General features: G+C 71.1%; 15 protein-coding genes. 8 read left to right on the plus strand and 7 right to left on the minus strand.

The genetic code is table 11. The annotated features are described in order from the left end of the window. The first annotated feature begins 7 nt into the window (after window positions 1-7). From G3573_RS03560 to G3573_RS03575, 4 genes are read left to right on the plus strand one after another with little or no spacing between them, the layout of a single operon-like run. On the plus strand, window positions 8-1,120 hold the full coding sequence (locus G3573_RS03560) for an ABC transporter permease subunit (protein WP_205598050.1): 1,113 nt from the start codon (window positions 8-10) through the stop codon (window positions 1,118-1,120). Then, window positions 1,117-2,196 (plus strand): amino acid ABC transporter permease, encoded by a 1,080-nt coding sequence (locus G3573_RS03565; protein ID WP_163259474.1) that lies wholly within the window; start codon window positions 1,117-1,119, stop codon window positions 2,194-2,196. Before G3573_RS03560 ends, G3573_RS03565 begins: the two co-directional genes overlap by 4 nt. Continuing rightward, window positions 2,193-2,927 (plus strand): amino acid ABC transporter ATP-binding protein, encoded by a 735-nt coding sequence (locus tag G3573_RS03570; protein WP_163259475.1) that lies wholly within the window; start codon window positions 2,193-2,195, stop codon window positions 2,925-2,927. The genes G3573_RS03565 and G3573_RS03570 overlap by 4 nt, the downstream gene beginning before the upstream one ends. An 18-nt stretch (window positions 2,928-2,945) precedes the next feature. Continuing rightward, window positions 2,946-3,293, plus strand: coding sequence for a hypothetical protein (locus tag G3573_RS03575; protein WP_163259476.1), 348 nt, complete (start codon window positions 2,946-2,948; stop codon window positions 3,291-3,293). Between the two features lie 10 nt (window positions 3,294-3,303). Here G3573_RS03575 and G3573_RS03580 read toward each other — a convergent pair whose 3' ends face one another. Genes G3573_RS03580 through G3573_RS03595 form a run of 4 tightly spaced genes read right to left on the minus strand, consistent with a single transcriptional unit; the run spans window position 3,304 to window position 7,704 of the window. Next, on the minus strand, window positions 3,304-4,077 hold the full coding sequence (locus tag G3573_RS03580) for an acyl-CoA thioesterase (protein ID WP_240454491.1): 774 nt from the start codon (window positions 4,075-4,077) through the stop codon (window positions 3,304-3,306). A 53-nt stretch (window positions 4,078-4,130) separates the two neighbouring features. Beyond that, window positions 4,131-4,973 carry a 3-mercaptopyruvate sulfurtransferase gene (gene sseA / locus G3573_RS03585; RefSeq protein WP_163259505.1) on the minus strand — a complete coding sequence of 281 codons (843 nt, stop codon included), beginning with the start codon at window positions 4,971-4,973 and terminating at the stop codon, window positions 4,131-4,133. Between the two features lies 1 nt (window position 4,974). Beyond that, entirely contained in the window at window positions 4,975-6,210 is a 1,236-nt protein-coding gene (locus tag G3573_RS03590) for a cyclopropane-fatty-acyl-phospholipid synthase family protein (RefSeq protein WP_163259477.1), read from the minus strand. A 36-nt stretch (window positions 6,211-6,246) separates the two neighbouring features. After that, window positions 6,247-7,704, minus strand: coding sequence for a deoxyribodipyrimidine photo-lyase (locus G3573_RS03595; protein ID WP_163259478.1), 1,458 nt, complete (start codon window positions 7,702-7,704; stop codon window positions 6,247-6,249). Window positions 7,705-7,808: 104 nt separating this feature from the next. Between G3573_RS03595 and kdsA the strand changes: the two genes are divergently transcribed. After that, the gene (kdsA, locus tag G3573_RS03600) at window positions 7,809-8,663 is read left to right on the plus strand and encodes a 3-deoxy-8-phosphooctulonate synthase (protein WP_163259479.1); all 855 of its coding nucleotides are present in this window, start codon (window positions 7,809-7,811) and stop codon (window positions 8,661-8,663) included. 22 nt (window positions 8,664-8,685) lie between these two features. Here the strand turns inward: kdsA and G3573_RS03605 are convergent, their stop codons facing one another. Next, complete coding sequence (locus G3573_RS03605; RefSeq protein WP_163259480.1) at window positions 8,686-9,504, minus strand: glycosyltransferase family 2 protein; 819 nt, start codon at window positions 9,502-9,504, stop codon at window positions 8,686-8,688. Window positions 9,505-9,678: 174 nt separating this feature from the next. Here G3573_RS03605 and G3573_RS03610 point away from each other — a divergent pair, with 174 nt between their 5' ends. Genes G3573_RS03610 through G3573_RS03620 form a run of 3 tightly spaced genes read left to right on the plus strand, consistent with a single transcriptional unit; the run spans window position 9,679 to window position 12,625 of the window. Further along, complete coding sequence (locus tag G3573_RS03610; RefSeq protein WP_163259481.1) at window positions 9,679-10,434, plus strand: glycosyltransferase family A protein; 756 nt, start codon at window positions 9,679-9,681, stop codon at window positions 10,432-10,434. A 53-nt stretch (window positions 10,435-10,487) separates the two neighbouring features. Beyond that, window positions 10,488-11,432: a lysophospholipid acyltransferase family protein gene (locus tag G3573_RS03615; RefSeq protein ID WP_163259482.1), complete on the plus strand. Its 945-nt coding sequence runs from the start codon at window positions 10,488-10,490 to the stop codon at window positions 11,430-11,432. Then, window positions 11,429-12,625: a DUF3089 domain-containing protein gene (locus G3573_RS03620; RefSeq protein WP_163259483.1), complete on the plus strand. Its 1,197-nt coding sequence runs from the start codon at window positions 11,429-11,431 to the stop codon at window positions 12,623-12,625. The genes G3573_RS03615 and G3573_RS03620 overlap by 4 nt, the downstream gene beginning before the upstream one ends. Here G3573_RS03620 and G3573_RS03625 read toward each other — a convergent pair whose 3' ends face one another. Further along, window positions 12,626-13,660, minus strand: a complete 1,035-nt coding sequence (locus G3573_RS03625) for a glycosyltransferase (protein ID WP_163259484.1) — start codon at window positions 13,658-13,660, stop codon at window positions 12,626-12,628. It abuts the gene before it with no gap. Window positions 13,661-13,770: 110 nt separating this feature from the next. Next, window positions 13,771-15,843 carry an ATP-dependent DNA helicase RecG gene (gene recG / locus G3573_RS03630; protein ID WP_163259485.1) on the minus strand — a complete coding sequence of 691 codons (2,073 nt, stop codon included), beginning with the start codon at window positions 15,841-15,843 and terminating at the stop codon, window positions 13,771-13,773. Window positions 15,844-15,846: the final 3 nt, after the last annotated feature.

The raw sequence follows: 15,846 nt of genomic DNA on the forward strand, positions 1-15,846 counted from the left end.
TCTGGCGTTGCAGGTCGGCCTGGTGGCCGTGCTCGTCGCGACGGCGTGGTGGATGGGCCACAACGCCGAGGTGAACATGCAGACCCGCGGCGTGGCCTCGGGCTTCGAGTTCCTCGACCGGCCGGCCGGCTTCGACATCACCCAGACCCTGGTGCCCTACGAGCCGACCGACACCCATCGGCGGGTGTTCCTGGTGGGCGCGCTCAACACCCTGCTGGTCGCGGCGCTGGGCATCGCCGCGGCGACGGGGCTCGGCCTGCTGGCCGGGGTGCTCAGGGTCTCGCGCAACTACCTCGCCCGCACGGCGGCCACGGCTTACGTCGAGTTGGCGCGGAACACGCCGCTGCCGGTGCAGATCCTGGTCTGGTACAACCTGATGCTGGTCGCCCCGCCGCCCAAGGACGCGCTGGGGATCGACGGCCTGATCTTCCTGACCAACCGCGGCCTCTACCTGCCCAAGCCGGTGTTCAACGCCGAGGGCGGGATCGCGTTTGCGGCGGCTGGCGCGGCGGTGGTCGTGGGCGCCCTGCTGGCCTCCTGGTTGAAGCGGCGGCGCACCTTCACCGGGCACGCGCCGTCGCCGCGCTGGGGCTGGGCGCTCGCCCTGGCCGGCGTGGTCGCGGCCCTGGTCGCCACCGGCAATCCCACCGGTTTCGACCTGCCGCATCTGGAGGGCTGGGGCTTCACCGGCGGCGTTTCGCTGGCGCCGGCCCTGACCGCCCTGTGGGCGGCCCTGTCGTTCTACACCGGCGGCTTCATCGCCGAAGTGGTGCGCGGCGGCCTGAACGCCGTGTCGCCAGGCCAGGGCGAGGCGGCCCGCTCGCTGGGCCTGGACGAGGGTCAGGCGCTCAGCCTGGTGGTCCTGCCGCAGGCCATGCGGGTGATCGTGCCGCCGCTGGCCAGCCAGTACCTGAACCTGACCAAGAACTCGTCCCTGGCCGTGATCATCGGCTATCCCGACCTGGTGGCGGTGTTCGCCGGCACCAGCCTCAACCAGACCGGCCAGGCGATCGAGACCCTGGCCCTGGTCATGGTCTTCTACCTGGTCATCAGCCTGTCCATCAGCGCCTTCATGAACTGGTGGAACAGCCGCAGCGCCGTCTGGGCGGTGTCGCGATGAGCGCGCCGAATAACGTTTCGGGCCGTCGCCGCCCGCGCGTGTCGCCGTTCGTCTGGCTGCGCCGCAACCTGTTCGCGACGCCCTTCGACGCCGTGCTCACCGTCGGCCTGACGGTCCTGCTCGCCTGGGGCCTGTGGTCGGCCCTGCAGTGGGCGGTGATCGACGCCACCTGGGTGGGTGACAGCCGCGCCGCCTGCGAGGTCCGCGACGGCGCCTGCTGGGCCATCGTCACCGCCCGCTGGCGCCAGGTGGTGGCCGGCTTCTATCCGGAGGGACACCTGTGGCGGGTCGCCGCCGCGGGCATATGCCTGGCCATGGCGGTGTCGCCGGTGGTGGTGCGCAAGGGCTGGAGCTTCGCGCTGGCGCCGCTAGGCGTGGTCGGGGCCTTCGCCTTCCTGGGCGGGGCGGGGATTCTGCCGCGCGTGCCGACCGAGTACTGGGGCGGGGTGTTCCTGAACTTCCTGATCGGCGTTTCCGGCGCGGTCTTCGCCCTGCCGCTGGGGATCCTGTTGGCGCTCGGCCGCCGCTCGCACCTGCCGATCATCAAATTGCTGACGGTCGGCTTCATCGAGATCGTCCGCGGCGCGCCGCTGATCACCCTGCTGTTCATGGCCTCGGTGGTGCTGCCGCTGTTCACGCCCACCGGCGTCAGCCTCGACAAGCTGACCCGGGCGCTGGTGGTCATCACCCTGTTCGAGAGCGCCTACATGGCCGAGTCCATCCGCGGCGGCCTGCAGGCGGTGCCCAAGGGCCAGGCCGAGGCGGCCCGCGCGCTCGGCCTGGGGCCGTGGCGCACGACCGGCCTGATCGTCCTGCCGCAGGCGCTGAGCGTCGCCATCCCGGCGATCGTCAACACCTTCATCGGGCTCTTCAAGGACACCACGCTGGTCTACGTCATCGCGCTGCTCGACGTGACCGGGGTCATGCGCCAGGCGCTGGCCGACTACTCGTGGCAGGGGCTGGAGGCCGAGGCCTACGTCTTCATAGCCCTGGTGTTCTGGATCACCTGTTTCGCCATTTCCCGCTGGTCCGCGAGGCTTGAGCGCACCGGCGGGCGCCTGAAGGAGGCTCGATGAGCGCCCCCGTCGTCGAGATCTCCGGCCTGAACAAGTGGTTCGGCCAGACCCACGTGCTGCGCGGGGTCGACCTGACCATCGCCGAGCGCGAACGCGTCGTGGTGCTGGGCCCCTCGGGCTCGGGCAAGTCGACCCTGATCCGCTGCGTCAACGGCCTGGAGCCCTACGAGGAGGGGACCCTCAGGGTAGCCGGCGTCGACCTGGCCGGCCCGCGGGCCGAGGCGATCGCCGCCAAGCGCAAGACCGGCATGGTGTTCCAGTCGTTCAACCTGTTTCCGCACCTGACCGTGCTGGAGAACTGCACGCTGGCCCCGATCTGGGTCCGCAAGGTGCCGCGCCGCCAGGCCGAAGCCGAGGCCATGGCCCTGCTGGAGCGGGTGAAGATCGCCGAGCACGCCCGCAAGTACCCGGCCCAGCTCTCCGGCGGCCAGCAGCAGCGCGCCGCCATCGCCCGCGCGCTCGCCATGCACCCGGAAATCATGCTGTTCGACGAGCCGACCTCGGCGCTGGACCCGGAGATGGTGGGCGAGGTGCTGGAGGTCATGACCGAACTGGCCCAGGGCGGCATGACCATGGTCGTGGTCACCCACGAGATGGGCTTCGCCCGCCAGGTCGCCGACCGCATCGTGTTCATGGACGCCGGCGAGATCGTCGAGAGCGCCCCGCCGACCGAATTCTTCACCGCGCCCAAGTCGGCGCGCACGCGCGAGTTCCTGTCGAAAATCCTGTAACGGCCGCGGGGGGCGATCATGCGTCTGTGTAGGGGGCTCATGCTGGCGGTCGCCGCCGCGCTTGTGGCCGGACCCGTCGGGGCCGAGCCGAAGGGCGTGAAGTACGAGGTCAGCGCCGCGCGCGACGCCGCCTACAGCCTGAAGTGCCGGTTCCCGCGCACGTACATGGGCAACAGCGCCTTCAACGCGATCGAATTCCAGCACACCGGCCGGCGCACGGGGCGCATCCCGGCGGAGGGCGGCGTGCGCTGCACGCTTTCGAAGCTGAGCGGGCCCGGCCCCGTGACCCTGACCCTGTTCAAGGACGGCGAGCGAACGGTCACCGTGTCCGCCCCCGGCGAGACGGGCCACGTGCAGGCCTGGTGAGAGCTGGCCTCTAAGGCAGAGGCGGCACCCGGATCGGCCTGTTGTCCGGGCCCAGGGCCACCATGACGAAGCCGGCTTCGGCCGAGCGGCGGCGCTCGCCGGTCAGCATGTCCTCGGCCCACAGCTCGACCTCGACGGTCATGGAGCTGCGGCCGACCCGGCGCACGCGCGCCGCCAGTTCGACCATCTCGCCGACCTTGATGGGGCTGACGAAGTCGATCTGGTGCGAGGAGGCCATGGTCACGTTCTGACGGGCGTGACGGCTGGCGCAGATGAAGGCGGCCTTGCCCATGGCGTCCAGCGCCTCGCCGCCGAACAGCTGGCCGTAGTGGCTGGCCTGCTGGGGGAAGACCATCTCGACCATGCGCAGCACGCCGTCGTCCGGATCGACGGTGGGGGCGACGGGGGGCATGTGGAAGCCCTCCGGCCAGCCGCCTTCGGGCTTCACCGCCACCATGTTGAACAGCCCGGTGGTCAGCAGACGCCGCTCGCCGGTCAGCAGGTTCTCCGCCGTCAGCTCGACCTCGACGCCCAGCGAGGTGCGCCCGGCGCGGACCACGCGGCCTATGGCCTCGACCATTTCGCCGAGGCGCCCGGGCGCGGTGAAGTCGATGCGCTCGCACGAGGCGGTGACGAAGCTGGCGTGACCGGCGTGGCGCGAGGCGGCGATGAAGGCGACCTTGTCCATGTGGGCCAGGGCCACGCCGCCGAACAGAGTGCCGTGGTGGTTGGTCTGGCCCGGGAAGATCATGTCGATCAGCCGGGTGGTGGCGACGCCGCTCATACGCAAAGCCTCTTGACGCTGGGGCTGCGACAAGCGCCCGAACGCCGCCGCCGTCAAGCTGCTCCGGTCGCCACGGGCGCGTCCTCGCGGCCGCCCCATTCGGCCCAGGAGCCGTCGTAGATGGCGGTCTCCGGATAGCCCAGCCGGGCCATGGCGAGGGCCACGATCGCCGCCGTCACGCCCGAGCCGCAGGTGGTCGTCGTCGGGCGCGCCGGGTCGACGCCGGCCTCGGCGAAGGCCGCCGCCAGTTCGTCGTGCGACTTCAGCGTGCCGTCGGGATTGACCACCGCGCCGAACGGCACGTTGCAGGCGCCCGGCATGTGACCGGAGCGCAGGCCGGCCCTCGGCTCGGGCGCCTCGCCACGGAAGCGCGGCGCGGGGCGGGCGTCGACGACCTGCTCGCGGCCGTCGGCCAGGGCCGCCTTTACGCCTGCGAAGTCGCGCACCAGCGGGGCGTGATAGCGGGCGTGGAAGGTCTCCGGCGCACGCCAGCGCGCGGGCCCTGTCTCGATCGGCCGGCCCTCGGCGCGCCACTTGGGCAGGCCGCCGTCCAGCACCTGCACGCGCTCGGCCCCCATCGCCCGGAAGGTCCACCAGACCCGCGCGGCCGAGAACAGCCCCTGCGCGTCGTAGACGACGATCCGGTCCCGGTCGGAGACGCCCATCGCGCCCACGGCGGCGGCGAAGGCCTCCGGTATGGGCAGCATGTGGGGCAGTGGGCTGTCGCGGTCGCTGATCCGGTCCAGGTCGAAGAACACCGCGCCCGGGACGTGCCCGGCCAGGAAGCTCTCGTGGCCGGTGGTCGGGCCGCCGAGGAACCAGGTGGCGTCGACCACGCGCAGGTCGGGCAGGTCAAGACCGGCGTGCAGGGTCTCGGTGGAGATCAGCGGGTTCAGCTCAGGCCCTCTTCAGTTCCAGTTGCACCACGTCGGTCCGGCCCGTGCGGAAGCCGGCCTCGCAGTAGCTCAGATAGAACCGCCATAGCCGCCGGAAGCGTTCGTCGAAACCCAGGGCGGTGATGTCGCGCCACGCCGCCTCGAAGCTCTTCGCCCATTCCTCCAGGGTGTCGGCGTAGGCCAGGCCGAAGCGGCTGATCGCGCCGGTCTCCAGGCCGGCCCGGCGGGTCTCGGCCTGCAGACGCTCTTCGCTGGGCAGGGCGCCGCCGGGGAAGATGTACTTCTGGATGAAGTCCATGCGCCGGCGATAGGCCTCGAACAGGTCGTCGCGGATGGTGATGATCTGCAGGCCGGCGCGGCCGCCGGGCTTCAGCACGTCGCGCACCTTGTCGAAATAGGCGGGCCAGTAGCGCTCGCCGACCGCCTCGAACATCTCGATCGAGGCGACCCGGTCGTACATCCCGTCGACGTCGCGATAGTCGACCAGCCGGATCTCCGTCCGCTCGGAAAGTCCCTGCTGGAACAGTCGCTTGCGGGCGTATTCGTACTGGGCTTCTGAAATGGTGATGCCGGTGACCTTGGCCCCGATCTCGGAGGCGGCGAACTCGGCGAAGCCGCCCCAGCCGCAGCCGATCTCCAGTACGTGCTGCTCGGGCTTCAGTTGCATGGCCTCGGCCAGGGCGCGGTATTTGGCGCGCTGGGCCTCGGACAGGGGCTGGCCAGGGTGTTCGTACTTGGCCGACGAATAGGTCATCGTCGGGTCCAGCCAGCGTTCGTAGAAGGCGTTCCCCAGGTCGTAGTGGGCGTAGATGTTGCGCCGCGAGCCGCGGCGGCTGTTGCGACGCAGGGCGTGGGAGACCAGGTTCACCGCCCGCACCACCGGGTTGCCGCTGACCAGCGAGCCCATCCGCTCCCAATTGCGCCCCACCACTTCGAGCAGGGCCGACAGGTTCGGCGTGTCCCACTCGCCGGCCATGAAGCCCTCGGCGAAGCCGATGTCGCCGGACGCCATCACGCGGCCGACGAAGCGATAGTCGCGCACGACCACTTCGCCGGTCGGGCCGGGGATCTCGCCCTTCACGCTGAGGCGGCGGCCTTCAGGTGTGACGAAGACGATCTCGCCCACCCGCCAGTGACGCGTGGCCAGCTTCAGGAAATTGCGAAACAGCGCGGGCGCGTTCCGGACCTCGGGCAAGGTCCAGACGGGGGACGCGTGGGACTGGAGCACTTCACTCATCGAGCGTCTCCCGTACTTCACGACATGGTTAGTCGATCATGTAGCCGGGTCCGGTTCAAGTCTCAGCGTTTTCAGAGCGTCGAGCGCCGCTCTTCTGGCGGCGCCGTGATCGACCATCGGGCGCGGATAGGCCTCGCCCAGGGTGACGCCGGCCTGCTCGCGAACCTCGGGCGGCGCCTCCCAGGGCGCGTGCAGCCAGCGGTCCGGCAGGTCGGCCAGCTCCGGGACCCAGCGGCGGACATAGGCGCCGTCCGCGTCGAACTTGCGTCCCTGCAGCACCGGGTTGAACACCCGGAAGTAGGGCGCGGCGTCGGCGCCGGAGCCGGCCACCCACTGCCAGTTGGCGGCGTTGTTGGCCTGGTCGGCGTCGACCAGGGTGTCCCAGAACCACGCCTCGCCGCGGCGCCAGTCGATCCGCAGGTCCTTCACCAGGAAGGAAGCGACGATCATCCGCACCCGGTTGTGCATCCAGCCTGTGGCCCACAGCTGGCGCATGCCGGCGTCGACGATGGGATAGCCGGTGCGGCCCTCGCTCCAGGCCGCGAGGCCGTCGGCATCCTCGCGCCAGGGAAAGCCGTCGAACTCGGGGCGGAAGCTCTTCGTCGGCAGGGTCGGGAAGTGATGGAGCAGCTGGGCGCAGAACTCGCGCCAGGCCAGTTCGCCCTGCAGCTTGTCGGCCGCCGTCTCGGCCCCGTCCGCCGCCGCCGCGCCGCCGGCCGCCGCATAGACCCGCGCGGGCGAGATCTCGCCCCAGTGCAGGTGGGGCGACAGCCGGCTGGTGCCGTCGACGCCCGGCGTGTCGCGGCCGCGCACGTAACCGGCCAGGCCGCGGTCGAGGAAGTCGTCGAGCCGCGCATGCGCCCCGGCCTCGCCCGGCGTCCAGTCGAAGCCTGAGGCCCAGTCGGGCCGGCCGGGATAGAGCGCCAGGTCGCCGGCCTTGAGGCCGTCGGGCCAGGCCGGCGGGGAGGCCAGGCGCTTCGGCGCGGGGATCGGCCGGAAGGCCGGCAGGCTGGAGCGCAAGGCGCGCGAGAAGGGCGTGAACACCCGGTAGGGGCCGCCCGCGCCGGTCAGGATCGAGCCGGGCGCGGCGAGGAGAGCCGCGTCGAACTCGGCCCCGTGTAGGCCGCGGCGGTCGAGCTCGTCACGCAGGACGGTGTCACGCGCCGCCGGCGCCGGTTCCGGCAGGCGGTTCCAGAACACGGCCTGCGCGCCGGTCTCCTCGACCAGCCGGATCAGCTCGGTGCGGGCCTCGCCTCGGCGCACGACCAGCCGCGCGCCCTTCGCCCCCAGGTCGGCGTCCAGAGCGCGCAGGGACCGGTCCAGCCACCAGCGGGCCGCGCCGCCGATCGGACGGCCCTCCAGCGCTTCGTCGTGCACGTAGAGCGGCAGGACCGGCGCGCCGCTCGCCTGCGCGGCGGCCAGGGCCGGGTTGTCGGCCAGCCTGAGGTCGCGCCGGAACCACACGATCGCCGGCGCCGCGTCCGATCCGCCCATCCGAAGCAGTCCGCCCTTGTCTACGCCGTTGCGCCGCGCCACTTGTACGCGCGACTTCGCGCGCCGGTTCTGGCGCCGCTCATCAGGTTCGTGAGGAAAGCGCTTTGACCCGTCCCAACTCCGTCGTGGAGGTGAAGACCCCCTACGGCCGTCCCGTCCGCATCGGCGCGACCGAGAAGCTGTCGTTCATCGCCGGCCCCTGCCAGATGGAGAGCCGCGAGCACGCGCTGGAGACCGCCTTCGCCCTGAAGGAGATCGCCGACCGCTTGGACGTGGGCCTGATCTACAAGACCTCGTTCGACAAGGCCAACCGCACCTCGGCCAACGCCCAGCGCGGCATCGGCCTGGAGGGCGCCCTGCCGGTGTTCCAGGAGATCCGCGAGAAGACCGGCCTGCCGACCCTGACCGACGTGCACACGGCCGAGCACTGCGCCGTCCTGGGCGACGCGGTCGACGTGCTGCAGATCCCGGCCTTCCTGTGCCGCCAGACCGACCTGCTGCTGGCCGCCGCGGCCACCGGCAAGGCCATCAACGTCAAGAAGGGCCAGTTCCTGGCCCCCTGGGACATGAAGAACGTGATCGCCAAGATCACCGGCGCCGGCAATCCGAACGTCATGGCCTGCGAGCGCGGCGCCTCGTTCGGCTACAACACGCTGGTCTCCGACATGCGCGCCCTGCCGATCATGGCCGAGATCGGCTGTCCGGTGGTGTTCGACGCCACCCACTCGGTGCAGCAGCCGGGCGGGCAGGGGACGTCTTCGGGCGGCCAGCGCGAGTTCGTGCCGGTGTTGGCCCGCGCGGCCGTCGCCGTCGGCGTCTCGGCGGTGTTCATCGAGACCCACCCGGATCCGGACAACGCCCCTTCGGACGGCCCCAACATGGTGGCGCTGAAGGACTTCGAGGCGCTGGCCGCCGACCTGCTGGCCTTCGACGCCCTGGCCAAGAAGCGCGCCGCCTAAACGACGCGCCAGACGCGACCGATCAGGCCGCCCGCTCCTCGCGGGCGGCCTTTTTCGTCTCGGCTTCGCGGTTGAGATGGATCTCGTACATCTTGGCGTCGCGCAGCCAGCGGCCGTGCGCGGCCAGGGCCGAGAGCACCACGCCGTACGTGCCGCCGCGCCACAGGCCGCGCATGATGAAGTGCTTGAAGAAGTAGAACGGCAGGCCGAACCACACCCGCACTTCCGTCTGCCAGCGCGCCTTCAGCTTGCTTTCGCGGGAGCGCACGGTGCTGACCTTGTTCATCTTCTCCGCCACGTGGGCGAAGTCGCGGAACGAGTAGTGCAGCACGTCGCCCTTCAGGCGGCCGATCGGCACGCCGGACGGCACCTCGAACTGGTCCCAGGCCTTGTGGTCGGGAATGCGGATCACGCGGCGGTCGTAGAGCTTGCGGCGGTAGGCGTGCAGGAAGTCCCACCAGGGCTCGCCGACCGGCGGAGCGGTGATCAGCTTGAATTCGTAGATCGGCTTGGGCGGCTCGCCGTGGGCGAACAGTTGGCGGATCTCCTCGGCCAGCTTGGGCGTGAGGATCTCGTCGGCGTCGAGGTCGAGCAGCCAGTCGTGCTTGGCCGCGTCCTCGCCGACGCGCTTTTGCGGGCCGTTGCCCAGCCAGGGCTGGCGGATCACCCGCGCGCCCAGGCTCTCGGCGATCTCGATGGTGCGGTCGCTCGAGCCCGAATCGACCACGACGATCTCGTCGGCGACGGCCTTGGCCGCCTCGATGACGCGACCGATCATCCGCTCCTCGTTCTGGGTGCGGATGTAGCAGGTCACGGGGGCGGGCTGGGCGAACTGCGTCATGGACCGATCCAAGGATTCCGTGCAGACTTGGCCGGTCGGGATAGGCCGGGCGTGCTCGGAAACACAATAGCGCGTCCGTGACTTAGGCGGAAACAAGTCGCCGCACGCCGTGCCATTGACGCGATTTCCAGCTATTCTCCGGCCAGTAGCACCGCCTTTCGGGGGGCGATCATTTTGCCTAAGTCCGTGACCAGCGCGTTTCCTCCCTTCACCGTCGTCGTGACCAGCTGCGGGCGTTTCGACCTCCTGCGCCAGACGCTGGACTCGTTGCTGGCCAACATCGACGTGCGCCCCGAGAAGGTGCTGGTGATCGAGGACTCCGGCGACGAAGCCGTCCGCGACGCGCTGAAGGGCCTGGACGCGAACGTCGAGGTGATCGTCAACGAGCAGCAGCTCGGTCAGATGAACTCGATCGACAAGGTCTACGCGCAGGTCACGACGCCCTACGCCTTCCACTGCGAGGACGACTGGCAGTTCGAGCGCGGCGGCTTCATCGCCGAATCGTTCGCCATCCTGAACGCCCGTCCGGACGTCAGCATGGTGGGTCTGCGCCCGCGCTGGGAGCTGAACCCGCTGGTGCGCAACATGCCGCGCGAGACCCTGGGCGAGGTCGAGTTCTTCACCCTCGATCCGCGTCTGCACCCCGAGTACTTCAGCTATTCGTTCAATCCGGGCCTGCGCCGGATGGCCGAGGTCCACCGCTTTGCGCCGATGGCGGCGCGCGGCTGCGAGGCCGACGTGTCCTTCGCCTTCAAACAGGCCGGTTTCCGCATCGCCAACCTCGAGCACCCGGCCGTGACCCACATCGGCTGGGGCCGGCACGTGGACGACCCCTCCAAGCGTCCCAAGGCCCGCACCATCCTGGCCAAGCTCAACCGGTCCATCCGCAAGCGCATCAAGCGCCTGCGTCGCGCGGTCGGCGCCGCCTGAGCCCCGGCTCAGGTTGCGTTGCGCCGCCGGGGTTCGGACGGTAGGGAACGGTCATGGCGAAACGGCAGGCGTCTCCCGCCCAACATCTGCTCTGGCGCATCGAGGCGCTCGGCTTCGACGCGATCAACGGCCTGTTCCGGCTGCTGCCGGTCGACTGGGCGTCGGCCTTCGGCGGCTGGCTGCTGAAGACCATCGGCCCGCTCAACAGCGCCCACCGCACCGCCGCGCGCAACCTGGAAATGGCCTTCCCCGAGAAGGACGAGGCCTGGCGCCGGCGGGTGCTGAAGGCGCAGTGGGAGAACGTCGGCCGGGCCTTCGCCGAGTTCCCGTCGATGGACCGTCTGCGGCCCGAGACCGGACGGGTCGAGCTGGTCAACGGCGAGCGCCTCGAGGAGATTCGGGTCAACCGCGAGCCGGTGGTGTTCATCTCCGGCCACTTCTCGAACTGGGAGGTGATGCCGGCCGCCATCATGGCGGCGGGCGTCGAGTGCCTGATCACCTACCGGGCCACCAACAATCCCTATGTCGACAAGCGCATCCGCGAGGGCCGCGCCCGCTACGGCGTGCGCCTGTTCGCGCCCAAGGGCGAGAGCGCGCGCGAGCTGATGGAGGCCCTGCGCCAGGGCGAGTCGGTGGCGCTGATGAACGACCAGAAGTTCAACGCCGGCCTGCCGGTGCCGTTCTTCGGCCATATCGCCTACACCGCGCCGGGGCCGACCCGCATGGCGCTCAAGTACGACGCGGTCCTGCAGCCGATGTCGGTGCAGCGCACCAAGGGCGCGCGCTTCCGCGCGGTGGTGCACGAGCCGATCCGGCTGGAGCACACCGGCGACCGCGCCGCCGACATCGAGGCGGGCGTGCGCAAGGTGAACGCCTTCATGGAAGAGCGCATCCGCGAACGCCCGGACGAATGGTTCTGGGTCCACAAGCGCTGGCCGAACGAGGTCTATAAGGCCCCGACCGCGCCGGAGCGTCCCGCCGCCGATCCGGTCGCATGATCTCCTTCGCCGCCATCCCCCGCCTGAGTTTCAAGCAGTGGCTGGTGGCTGCCGCCGCCGCGTTCCTGTTCGTGCTGGTGGTCGGCGCCCTGGTCTGGCGCGACGACATCCTGCGCACGGCGCTGGATCCGAAGGTGCCGTACCAGACCTACGATCCGCCGCCGGCCCCCGACTATGGCCGTCGCGACGCCTGGGCCCTGTTCCCGGAGAACCCGGATCAGTGGGCCCCGGCCGACGTCTTCTTCGTGCACCCGACCACCTATGACGGCGGCCGCCACTGGAACGCGCCGATCGACGAGCCGCGCGCCAGGCTGACCATGCAGCGGATCATGGCCCCCAACTACGCCGGTCCGTTCACCCGGGTCGGCCGGGTGTTCGCGCCGCGCTACCGGCAGGCCAGCCTCTACGCCTATCTGACCCGCCGCGACGACGCCCAGGACGCGCGCCGCTTCGCCTATGGCGACGTGCGCGAGGCGTTCAAATGGTGGCGCGCGCACCAGGACCGCGGCCGGCCGTTGATCCTCGTCGGCGCCGGGGACCAGGGCGGCCTGCTGGCCGAGCGGCTGCTGCAGGAGGAGGTCATCACCGACCCGGACCTGCTGAAGCGGCTGGCCGGCGTCTATCTGATCGACGCCGCCGCCCCGGCCGCGCCGTATGGCCCGGGCGCGCCGGTGCCCGCCTGCTCGCAGCGCGACCAGGTCCGCTGCGTGGTCGGCTGGGCGCAGGTCACCGCGGGCGATCCGGAGGGGGCGAAGGCCCGGCTCGAAGACGCCATGGTGTGGGTCCCGGGCGGTTTGCTGGAGCGCCTCTACGACCGTCCGGTGCTGTGCGTGAACCCGCTGCTGGGCGCGGCCACCACCGAGGAGGCGCCCGCGCGCCTCAATCTCGGCGCGGCCAACGCGACGGGCCTGGAGTGGGGCACGCGGCCGGCCTTCCTGACGCGTCAGGTGTCGGCCCAGTGCAAGGACGGCCTGCTGGTCGTGAGCCGCGCAAAGTCGCCGTCCCTGCGCCCGGCGGGCTCCTGGACGGATCGGAAAAAGTCTCCGCCTTACAATCTGTTCTACGCGGACATTGAGGCCGACGCTCAGGCGCGGGTGGCCAAGATGCTGAACCGCAGGGACTTCCCCCAGCCGGCGCCGCCCATCGAGGTCTCGGTCGACGTCGACGCCTCGCCGATCCACCGGATCGACTGATCAGGCCGCCTTCTCTGGCGTGAACCCCTGCAGGGCGCGCGACAGGCGAAGCGCGCCGATCTCGAACCCGAACCGCTCGCGCGCCTCGACCTGGGCCAGCTCCGCGCGTCGGCGGCTTTCCGGCCAGTCGGCCAGGGCCGCCTGGATCGCCTGGGCCAGCCGCTCGGGATCTTCCGAGGGCACCAGCCGGGCCATGTCCTTGCCGCCCAGGATCTGGCCGGGGCCCTCGATGTCGGTCGAGACCACCGGCACGCCGGCCGCCATCGCCTCGATCAGCACCAGGCCGAACGACTCCATCCGCGAGCTCAGCACGAACAGGTCCAGCCCGCCCAGGAAGGCGCTGGGGTTGTCGGTCCAGCCCGGAAACCGCACGACGCCTTCCAGGTCCAGCGCCGCGGTGCGGGCTTCCAGCTCCCGGCGCAGATCGCCTTCGCCGGCGATGTCGAGCACGAAGTTGACGCCCCGCTGCTTCAGCAGGGCGGCGGCCTCGATCAGCACGTCGAAGCCCTTGGAGGGGTGAAGCCGTCCCAGCGCGCCGATGCGCACCGGGGTCTTCGGTTCGGCGCGGACCGGCGCGAACCACAGCCGGCCGAAGTTCTCGACCAGGGTCAGCGGCGTGTCGGGAAACTGTTCGCAGATGCCCGAGGCCACCGGTTCGCTGGCGGCGATCAGCAGATCGGCCTCGGCCATCTCGTCCTTGAAGCGGAAGTTGTGGGCGACGAAGGCGATCTTCGGGCGCGGCCAGACCAGCGGCGAGCGCGCCAGGCGGAAGGCGCGCACGCCGTGCACCAGCACCACGTCAGGCGCGAACCGGCGCAGCACATGGCCGAGGCCGGCGGCCACGCCGAAGTCGCCGCCGAAGCGCCCGCCGGCCGGCTGGAAGCCGCCGCCGGGAAACTGCGTCGAGAACCAGCTGTTGCGCCGGCCGATGGAGAGGACCAGGTCGCCGGTCTCGGACAGGGCGTCGTGATAGCGCCGCGCCATGGCTTCCAGGCCGCCCTGACCCCGGCTGAGCATCACGTTCGCCACGCGCATGGCCGTCGTACCCTCAAAGACTGGAAGTACTGGCGCTCAGGGCGCCGCCGCCGTGCACCCGAAAGTCAGTCGGACCTCTTAGCGCAATAGGCGAGGGGCCTCCACTGTACTCACGCCGGCGCGTTGGACCGGTCGGCGCGCCAGTCGAACAGCTCGCTGAGCACCCGCAGCCGTCGGCCGCGTTCGCTCTTCAGCTCCGGATCGCGGCCCAGCACCAGGCGCGCGTCGTCGGCGGCGGCCAACAGCAGGTCGCGATGGGCGATCGGATCGGCCATCCGGTAGTCGGGGAAGCCGCTCTGCTTCAGGCCCAGCAGGTCGCCGCCGCCGCGCAGGCGCCAGTCCTCCTCGGCGATCTGGAAGCCGTCCTCGCTCTGGCGCAGCACGTCCAGCCGCGCCTTGGCGGTCTCCGACAGGGGCGCGTCGTAGAGCAGGATGCACGAGCTCTCGCCCGAGCCGCGGCCGACCCGGCCGCGCAGCTGGTGCAGCTGGGCCAGGCCGAACCGCTCGGCGTGCTCGATCACCATGATGGTGGCGTTGGGCACGTCCACGCCGACCTCGACCACGGTGGTGGCGACCAGGATCGACAGTTCGCCGGCGGCGAAGGCGGTCATCACCGCGTCCTTCTCCGGTCCCGGCATCTGGCCGTGCACCAGCCCGACCGGCGCGGCCAGCATCTCGCGCAGGGCGGCGGCCCGCGCCTCGGCGGCGGCCAGGTCGGCGACCTCGGACTCGGCGACCAGCGGGCAGATCCAGTAGGCCTGCGCCCCGGCCTTCACCGCCGTGTCGAGGCGCGCGGCGATCTCGCCGATGCGGGCGGTGGGGACGGCGGCGGTGGTGATCGGCTTGCGGCCGGGCGGCTTCTCGTCGAGGCGCGAGACGTCCAGGTCGCCGTACTGGGTCAGCTCCAGGGTGCGCGGGATCGGCGTGGCCGACATGGACAGCAGGTGCACGCCCGCGCCCTTTTCCTGCAGGCGGCGACGCTCGTTCACGCCGAAGCGGTGCTGCTCGTCGACCACGGCCAGGGCCAGGGCCTTGAACACGACCTCGTCCTGGAACAGGGCGTGGGTGCCGACCGCCACCTGGGCCGAGCCGTCGGCCAGCGCCGCCAGCTTGGCCTTGCGGCCCGCGCCCTTGTCGCGGCCGGTCAGCAGCAGGCCGGTCAGGCCGGCCGAGGCCAGCAGCGGCTCGATGCGCTCGAAGTGCTGGCGGGCCAGGATTTCGGTCGGGGCCATCAGCGCGGCCTGGAAGCCGGACGACGCCGCGTCGGCCATGGCCAGCACGGCGACGACCGTCTTGCCCGAGCCCACGTCGCCCTGCAGCAGCCGGCTCATCCTGTGGCCCGAGCCGAGGTCGGCGCGGATCTCGGTCATGGCTCGCTGCTGCGCCCCGGTCAGGCGGAAGGGCAGGGCGGCCTTGACCGCGGCGGAGCGTTCGCCCGCGTGCAGCACCGGCGCGGGCACGTGGCCGCGCTCCAGCTTGCGGCGGATCATGGCCAGCTGGTGGGCCAGCAGCTCGTCATAGGCCAGCCGTTTGCGCGCGGGCGCGTCCAGCGACAGGTCGAGTTCGCTCTCCGGCGCGTGCAGGGTCGCCAGCGCCTCGCGCCAGGACGGCCAGTTGTTGCGGTCCAGCCAGGCGCCGTCCTGCCACTCCAGCAGCTCGGGAGCCTTCTCCAGCGCCATCTGCACCAGGCGGCGGAACTGGCGCGAGCTCAGACCCGCGGTGGCCGGATAGACCGGCTCGACCGGCGGGATCTCGTCGGCGCGCTCGGGCGGCAGCATGTAGTCGGGGTGGGCCAGCTGCACCTCGGCCCCGAACCGCTCGACCTTGCCGCTCACCACCCGCTGCGTGCCGACCGGCAGCGCGCGCTCGACCGTGTCGCCGTAGGTGCGGAACCAGGTCAGGTGTAGGAAGCCGGTGCCGTCGAAGGCGCGCACCTTGTAGGGCACGCCGATCTTGCGCGGCTTCTGGTGCTGGTCGATCGTCACCTCGAAGGTCTGCACCTCGCCGTCGCGCGCCTGGGCGACGGTGGTGCGCTCGCGGACGATCAGGTTGTGCGGCGGCACGAACAGCAGGTCGCGCACGATCGGGCCGGCCAGCCGCTCGACCAGCGGGGCCACCTTGGCGCCGACGCCCTTCAGGGTGCCGATCGGCGCGAACAGGGGAAAGAGAATCTCCGGCCGCATTCC

It is taken from the genome of Caulobacter sp. 17J65-9 (assembly GCF_010975005.1).
GTDB lineage: Bacteria > Pseudomonadota > Alphaproteobacteria > Caulobacterales > Caulobacteraceae > 17J80-11.

Bases quoted from the DNA above. Each gene is read 5' to 3' on its own strand.
- G3573_RS03575 (WP_163259476.1), top strand. From the start codon at position 2,946: ATGCGTCTGTGTAGGGGGCTCATGCTGGCGGTCGCCGCCGCGCTTGTG.
- G3573_RS03565 (WP_163259474.1), top strand. From the start codon at position 1,117: ATGAGCGCGCCGAATAACGTTTCGGGCCGTCGCCGCCCGCGCGTGTCG.
- G3573_RS03615 (WP_163259482.1), top strand. From the start codon at position 10,488: ATGGCGAAACGGCAGGCGTCTCCCGCCCAACATCTGCTCTGGCGCATC.
- G3573_RS03605 (WP_163259480.1), bottom strand. From the start codon at position 9,504: ATGACGCAGTTCGCCCAGCCCGCCCCCGTGACCTGCTACATCCGCACC.
- G3573_RS03595 (WP_163259478.1), bottom strand. From the start codon at position 7,704: ATGGGCGGATCGGACGCGGCGCCGGCGATCGTGTGGTTCCGGCGCGAC.
- G3573_RS03590 (WP_163259477.1), bottom strand. From the start codon at position 6,210: ATGAGTGAAGTGCTCCAGTCCCACGCGTCCCCCGTCTGGACCTTGCCC.
- G3573_RS03580 (WP_240454491.1), bottom strand. From the start codon at position 4,077: ATGAGCGGCGTCGCCACCACCCGGCTGATCGACATGATCTTCCCGGGC.
- G3573_RS03620 (WP_163259483.1), top strand. From the start codon at position 11,429: ATGATCTCCTTCGCCGCCATCCCCCGCCTGAGTTTCAAGCAGTGGCTG.
- G3573_RS03625 (WP_163259484.1), bottom strand. From the start codon at position 13,660: ATGCGCGTGGCGAACGTGATGCTCAGCCGGGGTCAGGGCGGCCTGGAA.
- recG (WP_163259485.1), bottom strand. From the start codon at position 15,843: ATGCGGCCGGAGATTCTCTTTCCCCTGTTCGCGCCGATCGGCACCCTG.
- G3573_RS03570 (WP_163259475.1), top strand. From the start codon at position 2,193: ATGAGCGCCCCCGTCGTCGAGATCTCCGGCCTGAACAAGTGGTTCGGC.